At 42.0% G+C, this 3347-nt stretch carries 3 protein-coding genes and 1 pseudogene; 1 reads left to right on the plus strand and 3 read right to left on the minus strand.

Features of this window, described 5'->3' with window-relative positions; genetic code table 11:
• Window positions 1–868: RNA-guided endonuclease IscB (gene iscB / locus ACKPEB_RS06830; RefSeq protein ID WP_408964112.1), on the plus strand; the 868-nt coding region annotated here is incomplete at its 5' end.
• 208 nt (window positions 869–1076) lie between these two features.
• On the opposite strand, the gene ACKPEB_RS06835 is transcribed toward iscB, so the two are convergent.
• The 3 genes and pseudogenes from ACKPEB_RS06835 to ACKPEB_RS06845 all read right to left on the minus strand — a co-directional run.
• Window positions 1077–2672 (minus strand): peptidoglycan-binding protein, encoded by a 1596-nt coding sequence (locus ACKPEB_RS06835; RefSeq protein ID WP_408964113.1) that lies wholly within the window; start codon window positions 2670–2672, stop codon window positions 1077–1079.
• Window positions 2673–2774: 102 nt separating this feature from the next.
• The gene (locus tag ACKPEB_RS06840) at window positions 2775–2951 is read right to left on the minus strand and encodes a hypothetical protein (RefSeq protein WP_408964114.1); all 177 of its coding nucleotides are present in this window, start codon (window positions 2949–2951) and stop codon (window positions 2775–2777) included.
• A gap of 194 nt (window positions 2952–3145) precedes the next feature.
• A pseudogene (locus ACKPEB_RS06845) lies at window positions 3146–3347 on the minus strand (photosystem II q(b) protein); the annotation flags it as partial.

The following is a 3347-nucleotide window of genomic DNA, read 5'->3' on the forward strand; positions in this document are numbered from 1 at the left end:
CCTAACTTGGGTAAGAAAACTAATCAAACTCACCCCAATTAATTCCATTGTTCAAGAATTAGTCAGATTTGACTTACAAAAACTAGAGAATCCTGAAGTATCAGGGATTGAATACCAACAAGGACAACTTGCAGGGTATGAGGTTCGGGAGTATTTACTAGAGAAATGGGATAGGAAATGCGCTTACTGTGGAGTCAAAAATGTCCCCTTTGAAGTAGAACATATTCACCCGAAATCAAAAGGTGGGACTGACCGAATTTCCAACCTTGCTATTGCCTGCCATAATTGCAATCAAGAAAAAGGAAATCGAGATATCAAAGATTTTCTTTCGGGTAAACCTGATTTACTAAACCGAATTTTGAAGCAAGCAAAATCATCTCTTAAAGATGCAACCGCAGTTAACTCAACTCGATGGTCGTTATTTAACCAATTAAAAGAAACAGGTTTACCTATTTCAACTGGCTCTGGAGGGTTAACTAAATTCAATCGCACCCGATTAAATCTACCTAAATCCCACTGGTTAGATGCAGCTTGTGTTGGGAAAGTCAATACTTTAGAGATTTTAACCAATAAACCTTTATTAATTCAGGCAACTGGACGTGGTACTCGTCAAATGTGTGGTACTGATAAATATGGATTTCCAATACGACATCGCTCACGGAAACAGATTCATAAAGGTTTTCAGACGGGCGATATTGTTAAAGCTTTTGTTACTAAAGGCAAGAAAATAGGTTGTTATTTGGGTCGAGTTCTTTGCCGTGCATCTGGCAGTTTTGATATTGCCACACAAAATGGTAGAGTAACAGGAATTAGCCATAAATATTGTCAATCAATTCACAAAAAGGATGGTTATTCTTATGGATTCTAAAAGAAACCAGGCGGTTAAAACCGCTTGGGTCGGTTTTCCTCCTCGCTCTGAAGAGACGAGGCTTCTAACCTTCCCATGTTTTTCTGGTGAACTCGGATTAGACGGATTAAATGCAGACAATCAAGAGGATACACCCTAATTTTAACTCCAGAATGAGCGATTAAATCTGGATTCAATCCGCCTAATCCCATTAAAAAAACGTGATTATTTACAAACCTCCAAATAAAATTGCCTCTGCACTAGGGCCATAAAAACTTCTGGCTTGTGCAACCGCTTGCTGTGTTGAGCGATCATAAATGCCATTAATCGGGCCGTAATAAAGTCCCTGAGTTTTTAATCGTTGTTGTAACAGCCGAATGTTAGTTGAACCGGAAGTAGGAGCAGGCATTTCAACAACAGTAACAACGCTACGAGTTGGGGCTGTAGAAATGGATCGAGTATGAAATAAATAAGTTTGAGTAGTAGGGCCTGCAATTCCTGTCTCTGTAATTCCATTTGCTTGTTGAAACTGCATTAAAGCATTTTGAGTGGCACTATCAAAAAAGCCATTAATGGGGCCATTATAATAATTGAGTTCCCGTAAACGTCGTTGAATTTTTCTCACTTCGGCTCCTGTATCCCCTAAAGAAACTATCGATACAGAATTGGGGATAGGAACGCTAGGACGTTGAACAATGGGGATAGGCAGAGGAATCGTAGGAACAGAGGGATTAGTGCTAGTGGCAGTGGCGATATAGAAAGCGGTGGTTGGCCCTACTTCTCCCGTGGCAGTAATACCATAGGCTCGTTGAAAATTGATCACAGCTTGTTGAGTCGAGCGACCAAATACACCATCGATAATTCCGGTATAGTAACCTAATGTTTGTAATTGCCCTTGTAATACCTTGACCGCCGAGCCTCGACTTCCCAATCTGAGAATCGTATCAAACTGAGGGGCAGAGGGAGTTCCAGGGACATAGAGATTTAAAGCAACTAATGTTGTCGATGTAGCAACTCCAGTAGCTGAGATTCCCTGAGATTGTTGAAACCGTCGGACAGCTAGTTCCGTTTGATCATCAAAATATCCTGTAATAGTGCCATTGTAAAAGCCGAGGTTTTGTAGCGTTTGTTGTAATGTGACAACCGCAGTCCCTCGGTCGCCTTGTTGTAACGTTGTACCGGGGAAAACAACATCCTGCCCAGAATTAAGACCACTGTTGAGCAGAGCCAGGGTAGCTTCAGTGACTAAACCCGTTGCCGGAATATTATAGTCCTGCTGAAGTTGCATCACGGCATTTTTGGTGATATTTCCAAAGTTACCTGTGGGCTGTTGGTTAAAATAACCCAACGCTTGTAACCGTCTCTGTAAATCTGAAACACCGGGGCCACTATCCCCGATCCCCAGTCCAATTAAGTCTCGATTACTGGGAGGGTTAAAGGGATCGCTGGTGACTAATTCCAAAGCTCTGAGAGTTTGGGGGCCAACAATACCATCGGCTGTTAAACCTGCATTTCGTTGAAAGCGAATCACCGCTTCTTGAGTCAGACTACCAAAATAACCTGTAGCATTAGCATTAAAATAACCCAGTTCTTGTAAACGTTGTTGAATTTGACTGACTTGGGTTCCAGAATCTCCAAGGCTGACTAAAGCTTGGGCGGTTTGGGCAATCGTTAAGATTGAAAGGACTACCCCTAAAGTTAAAAAGTAATGGTAGGTTTGACTGGAAAGTTTTTTCCAATTCACCTCATTTAATCCTGACAATGAATAGCAAACAGGATCTTCATGGGTTAAGGCTAAGACTAAAAACGCATAGGATTCAATCATGGTTTTTTGGGAGGAAACATTATTAATCAACTTCAATCTTCCAAGAAATTCTTTCTTGAAGGATTTGTTCCCCCCATTGTAGATCAGGGATCAAAGTGAGATTCAAACTAACCCTGCGCGATCGCAAACTAAAGCAACAATGGCGGCAAAGGCTGTAATTCCTAAAGCCACCCAGGGACTTTGACCTTGACTCACGGCAAAAGAAGTGGCTACACCCGCGCCTAATGCTGCGGTGACGGCGGATTCTAAGGGATCGCGTTGTGACGGTTTAGGGTTCATAATCTAGGAAAAGTTGGATTAAGACCATAGGTTGGAATGGCATTAACCCTATCACCTAGACCGAAAGATTGTATCGGTTTTGGCTGAAATTGAAATTAAGCTTTAAATTTAGATACTTTTCTTCATCTCCAAAACCCCAACAACAAAAAACGCCCCCCTTTCGGAGAGCGTTTTTTGTTATCTCAAGTTAAAAATTAACCGTTGATAGAAGGAGCAACCAAAGCAACAGGAGCCGATTCACCAGATGCTAAGTCCAAGGGGAAGTTGTGAGCGTTACGCTCGTGCATCACTTCCATACCCAGGTTAGCGCGGTTTAACACATCAGCCCAAGTATTGATCACGCGACCGGTTGAGTCGATGATTGACTGGTTGAAGTTGAATCCGTTCAGGTTGAAC

The organism is Planktothrix sp., assembly GCF_046067725.1.
In the GTDB taxonomy this organism is placed as follows: domain Bacteria; phylum Cyanobacteriota; class Cyanobacteriia; order Cyanobacteriales; family Microcoleaceae; genus Planktothrix.